Raw genomic sequence first — 5305 nt, 5'->3', positions numbered from 1 at the left:
TTAAATTAGACCTCGTAACCGAAGAGGATGTGACATGGGCACTTGCATCCCAGTACTCTTATCCCTATATCAGGGGAGAAGATACCACTATTGCCAGAGAAGTAGTTGCAGTTCACCAGCCGTTCAGCTTACATGTTGAGTTATTCCGCTCCATAAGGAGCGGAATAATGCCTTCAGGAGCTGGAAGTGTCACAAAGACTATAGCAGTAATCAGCCCAAATGAAATGGAAGGCAAAACCTTTGTAGCATCCAACCTCGCTGCTGTTTTTGCCCAGCTCGGCTCAAAGACCATTCTAATAGACATTAATTTCAGGAGACCGAGGGTACATGACATTTTTTATGTAAAGAATAACTGCGGAATAAGTAGCCTTATCATAAAGAGAGCTACACTTGACCAGGCTGTCAAGTCTACAGCTATCTCTTCTCTGCATATATTGCCTGCGGGACCCACGCCTCCTAACCCTGTGGAACTACTTGGGTGGCAGGATACGAGGGAATTAATAAATTATATGAAGCAGGTGTATGATGTCATAATAATAGATACGCCAGCTTTTTTAAAGACTGCTGATGCCTCGGTAATGTCAACCATTTCTGACGGTGTCGTTATGGTTGCGTTAAAAGGATTCACCACCAGGAAGTCTTTCGGTATGGTTAAAAAACGGCTCGATAATGCAGGAGTCAGGATAATAGGCTCTTTGATAAATGAAATGAATGGAAGTAGGAGGAAAAAATGATCATGCCAGTTGTTATTATACTTGTAGTATGGATCATTTCATTACTTAATATAGCCAATATTACTCATAGTATGGATCCTATTAATTCTCTGTTACTTGCTGTAGCTGTTACAATTTTTTCTATACGATACAGCATAAGGCACAGGAACAATGGTAATAAGAAAAAGCCCTTATCTTTCTGACCGTAATTGCTGGCAGAGTAAATATCTCAGCAACCGTAACCATTTAATTTATCGGATGCGAAATCCTGTTCCGGCGCAATGAGGTTGCTTCAAGGCGTTGTCTACCCAGCAAAAATCCCTGTCGCTTATTCCCTTCTTGTAATAATATACATCCCTACTTTCTATAAACTATTCTCCTATGGATGGAAAGTGGCTGATTACAGCCACGGCCCTTTAATCCTCCTTGTATTCCTGTGGCTTATATGGAGGAAAAAGGGAGTTTTTTCTTCCAGCCCTTCTGATAACCGGGTCCACCCATTTGCGCTCTCGGTACTGCTAATTGGCCTCTTTCTTTATACAGTCGGCTCTATCCATAAAATCCTTATGGTAGAGACTTTTTCACTAATCCCCGTCCTTATCGGCACAACAGGTTTTCTTCTAGGCAGAGAGGCCTTAAGACAAGTTCTCTTCCCTGCTGTTTTTCTTATTTTCCTAATTCCTCCACCTCTTTTTTTCATTGATATGCTTACTTCACCTCTTAAAATGATAGTGGCCAGTGTTTCTGAACCCCTTTTGAGATTTGCAGGGTATCTTGTCAGCAGGAATGGGGTCATACTCTTCATAGGCGATTACTCTATTGTTGTTGGAGATGAATGCAGCGGCATCCGCTCACTCATCTCCCTTATGTCAGTGGGGGCTGTATATGCGTATCTCCAGAATGTCTCAAATCTAAAGAAATCTGTGTTGTTTCTCTCTATAATCCCGATTGCAATATGTGCAAATATATTCAGGCTCATGCTCCTTGCACTTATTACATATCATTTCGGGGAGGCAGCAGGGCAGGGTTTTTTTCATAACTTCTCAGGCATCCTCCTCTTTATCATCGCCTTGATAAGCCTTATTATTCTGGACGTCCTTATAGACAGGAGAAATCAAAATGACAGGAATGGCTAAGATAAAATTTTTCATGGTCATAACCTTCTTCATTATTGCTGCAGTTTTTTCCCTGTTTTATAAAGTGGATAGACTTGCACAGACAAGAACTGTAAACCTTACTGCCATACCCACAGAGATAGGCGAATGGCATATGCTGGACCAGCATACCGACGCCAGGGCATCTGAATCAGAGTTTCTGAACGATGTCTTATTCAGGACATATAAAAGACATGATGGGAAAACCATCTCCCTTGCCATTGCCTATGGAGCAGACCAGAGGCAGCACTTCAGCATACACGTTCCTGAGGGTTGTTACAGGGCAGCAGGTTTTGATGTCACATCTTTCGGTATTGCTAATATGGATACACCAGGCCTTGAGCTCAAGAAGTTGTTAGTTAAAGGCCAGGGGAGAACAGAGCCCATGCTATACTGGATTGTCCTGAATGGAAAAGTCGTCACAAACCACTTTGAACGCAAGATAAAACAGGTTTATTATAGTATTTTTGGTGCCCAATCAGACGGTGTGCTGGTGAGGGTTTCATCACTGTCTACGGATAAAGACTTTCAGCAGGACTACGAAATACAGAAGGCATTTATCGCTGTTCTGTATAAAACACTGAACCCTGAATTAAGGAGGTTACTCTTTGGAGACAAAATCGATGAACATAAGAAATTATAAAAAAATTACCACAAAGTTCACAGAGCTAAGAAAATATTTTTTATGTTTTTCTCTGTGTTCTCTGTGGCTGATTAAGTCTTTGTTCTTTTTTTTAGTTTTAACAGGCTGTGGCAGGGATGATATTGCCAAATCAAGCCAGGTCCTTGCAAAAGTTGACGATAAGGAGATAACCACCAGTTATTTTGAGAGGCAGATGGGAAATCTCCCTGAATCACTGAAAAAGCTTTCAATGGAAGGAGAAGGGAAGCGGGCTTTGTTGGAGGGATTGATTAACAGAGAGATCCTTTACAATGAGGCCGTCAGGAAGGGAATGAATAAAGATGCAGAAATACAAAGGAAGATGGAGGACATAAAGAAGGAGCTTATGATAAATGCCCTTCTCCAGAAGGAGGTCATAGATAAACTGAAGGTTGATGATAAAGAAGTCCAGGACTATTACAACAGCCACATGGCTGAGTTTAAAAACAGAGAGGAAATAAGAATCAGTCAGATTGTTGTTCGGGAAAAGAAAGATGCAGATGACATCCTGGAAAAACTAAAGGGGAAAAAGGACTTCGGAGAACTTGTTACCAGATATTCTATAGATAAACCAAGTGCTCTCAGAAATGGAGATGTGGGATTTTTCACATACAAACAGTTGCCTCCTGAAATAAGGGACAGTGTTTTTAGGATGAAAATCGGAGAGATAAGTGGAGCATATAAGATGCCTGGAGGATACGAGATATATAAGATTACCGATAGAAGAGTGGTTTCTTACTCCTTTGAACAGGCTAAAGATGCAATAAAGCTCCAGATATTGGATCAGAAATTCAGGGAATCCGTAAATGCCTGGCTTAATGATTTGAAAAAGGGTGTAAAAGTTCAGATAAATGAAAACCTTTTAAAATAAGTTCAAGGTTCTATGTTCAAGGTTAGAATCAACATAAAACATTGAACATAGAACATCGAACGTTGAACAGTTTTTAACGTAGAACATTGAACAATTATTGTTTCAAATGCCCTTCGGTTGCAGGGTTATGTAACTGAGAGGGCGGTAGCATGCCGTTTTGAAATGATTATAAATACGGAGGAAGAATGAATAAGGATAAAAGAGATTATCTTGTCGGTCTTAATCTTGATGAGAAGATTGAATATTCAAAAAAGGTTATAAGAGATAGTATTGAACGATTTGATTGCGATAAGATTGCCATTGCATGGACAGGTGGTAAGGATAGTACAACCCTGCTATGGCTGTTCAAGAATGTATGCAATGACCTTTCAATACCAATTCCCAGGTGCATGTTTATAGATGAGGGCGATGTGTTTGATGAGATCCTCGATCATGTAGGAAAGTTAAAGAAAGAATGGAATATTGATGTTGCCATAACTAAAAACACTGATGTAATTGCCAAGGTGAAAAAGCTCGGCGACATAGTAAAAGTTAAAGACCTTAATGAGAGAAACAGGCAGGAATTGAAAAATATAAACTTTGACAGTGATGAATTCCCGTTCGAGCCGGAATCATATGTTGGAAACCATCTGATGAAGACGGTTCCAATGAAGATGTTTATTGAGGACAACGGGATCGATGCCCTCGCAACTGCAATAAGATGGGATGAGCAGGATGCCAGAGTAGAAGAGGACTATTTCAGTCCGCGCAATAACCCTGAACATACGAGAATTCACCCCATATTACATTTTAAGGAACGTGATATCTGGGATAATATTCATAAGAATAAGATACCTTTCTGCAAACTTTACTATCAGGGGTACCGTTCTCTGGGTGCAAGGTGCTCAACTAAAAATTTCTCCGATATACCTGCATGGGAACAGGATCTCGAAAGTACAACCGAGCGTGGCGGCAGGGGACAGGATAAAGAAGCAATAATGGGGCAGTTGAGAGAGCTGGGGTATATGTAAATAGGGACAAGGGATAAGGGACAAGGGATAAGGGACAAGGGATGAGGGATAAGAGACAAGGGATAAGGGACATGGGACGAGGTTATGAAGGGGCATCATAAATTAAGAATCTGGAATCAGAGTATTCAAATGGTGACAAAGGTATATAAATTGACCGAGTCATTTCCAAATCATGAGCTTTATGGCTTAACATCGCAGATTCGTAAAAGTGCAGTATCAATCCCAAGCAATATAGCAGAAGGTGCAGCAAGAAATAGCACGAAGGAATACATCAATTTTCTCTCGATTGCTCAGGGATCATGCAGCGAATTAGAAACACAACTAATTATAGCTAAAAACCTGGGATATGGAGGATTAAATAGTAATTCTTCTAATAACATTGAGCCAATTTTGGAAGAACTCAATGAAATATCAATGATGATAACTGGTCTAAAAAAATCATTGAACAGGAAGAGTCGAGAAGCAAGGAGGAGATTATGAGTCCATTCTCAAAACTTATCCCTCGTCCCTCCTCTCTTGTCTCTCGTCTCTTGTCCCTCGTCCCTCGTCCCTCGTCCCTTCCTAAAGTGGTAATCATCGGACTTGACGGAGTTCCTTATTCTCTCCTGAAGAACTATTCAGAAGAGGACATAATGCCGAAATTTAAATCCATGATAGCAGAAGGCTCTTTCCATAGGATGGAGACATCCCTCCCTGAGGTATCTTCTGTTGCATGGACATCATTTATGACAGGCAAAAATCCAGGTGAGCATGGAATCTTTGGCTTTATGGAACTCAAAGATGGCACTTATGATATGTCTTTCCCTAATTTTATGGATATAAAGACACCGACCTTTTTGGAAGGCTCTGGATTGATATCAGTTATAATCAATAGCCCCCAGACATATCCTGCAAGG

Annotated in this window: 7 protein-coding genes; all 7 read left to right on the top strand. The window is 40.6% G+C overall.

From position 1 onward, the window contains the following. A partial coding sequence (locus tag HZC12_10745; protein MBI5027181.1) for a polysaccharide biosynthesis tyrosine autokinase occupies positions 1-734 on the top strand: 734 nt, incomplete at its 5' end. 260 nt (positions 735-994) lie between these two features. Next, the gene (xrt, locus tag HZC12_10740; GenBank protein ID MBI5027180.1) at positions 995-1849 is read left to right on the top strand and encodes an exosortase; all 855 of its coding nucleotides are present in this window, start codon (positions 995-997) and stop codon (positions 1847-1849) included. Beyond that, a complete protein-coding gene (epsI, locus tag HZC12_10735) occupies positions 1842-2510 on the top strand; it encodes an EpsI family protein (GenBank protein MBI5027179.1) in 669 nt (222 codons plus the stop codon). The genes xrt and epsI overlap by 8 nt, the downstream gene beginning before the upstream one ends. Then, positions 2476-3399, top strand: a complete 924-nt coding sequence (locus tag HZC12_10730) for a peptidyl-prolyl cis-trans isomerase (GenBank protein MBI5027178.1) — start codon at positions 2476-2478, stop codon at positions 3397-3399. The genes epsI and HZC12_10730 overlap by 35 nt, the downstream gene beginning before the upstream one ends. 185 nt (positions 3400-3584) lie before the next feature. After that, the gene (locus tag HZC12_10725) at positions 3585-4409 is read left to right on the top strand and encodes a phosphoadenosine phosphosulfate reductase family protein (GenBank protein ID MBI5027177.1); all 825 of its coding nucleotides are present in this window, start codon (positions 3585-3587) and stop codon (positions 4407-4409) included. An 84-nt stretch (positions 4410-4493) separates the two neighbouring features. Then, complete coding sequence (locus HZC12_10720) at positions 4494-4889, top strand: four helix bundle protein (protein ID MBI5027176.1); 396 nt, start codon at positions 4494-4496, stop codon at positions 4887-4889. Beyond that, a partial coding sequence (locus HZC12_10715; protein MBI5027175.1) for an alkaline phosphatase family protein occupies positions 4886-5305 on the top strand: 420 nt, incomplete at its 3' end. The genes HZC12_10720 and HZC12_10715, both read left to right, overlap by 4 nt.

It is taken from the genome of Nitrospirota bacterium, from assembly GCA_016214385.1.
Taxonomy (GTDB): Bacteria; Nitrospirota; Thermodesulfovibrionia; order UBA6902; family JACROP01; genus JACROP01.
The sequence above is the reverse complement of the archived record's forward strand: the minus strand, read 5'-3'. Positions and strand labels throughout refer to the sequence as shown.